Annotated in this window: 1 pseudogene; it reads right to left on the bottom strand. The window is 42.3% G+C overall.

Going from position 1 to position 352, the window contains the following annotated elements:
- Window positions 1–352, bottom strand: a pseudogene (locus AM629_RS21605) (sugar phosphate isomerase family); the annotation flags it as partial.

Here is a 352-nt window from a genome sequence, read left to right as displayed (position 1 = left end):
GGGCAGTTTTTAGTACTGCCTGTTTGACTAATATTTTCTCTTCATGTGGTGTGGAGACACCATGCTCCAGATCCCATGAACTGGTGCTAATAAAAGCAATGTCTACATTCAAGCTACGAAGTAGCATGGTTGCGGTGCGGCCAACACAAGAATGATTTCTCTTATCGACTTGCCCCCGGTATGGAACAGATTCAACTGAGGTTTATTCATCAGGTATTGGATAATGGAAAAATCATTAGTAATAATGGTGAGGTTAAAACGCTCAGCCAATACTCTGGCAATTTCAAATGTGGTGGTGCCGGCATCAAGATAAACAACTTGTCCATCTTCAACCATGGATACCGCATATTGG

The sequence above is a fragment of the Photorhabdus heterorhabditis genome (genome assembly GCF_001280945.1).
Classification (GTDB): domain Bacteria; phylum Pseudomonadota; class Gammaproteobacteria; order Enterobacterales; family Enterobacteriaceae; genus Photorhabdus; species Photorhabdus heterorhabditis.
This window is presented reverse-complemented; position numbering and strand designations above follow the sequence as displayed.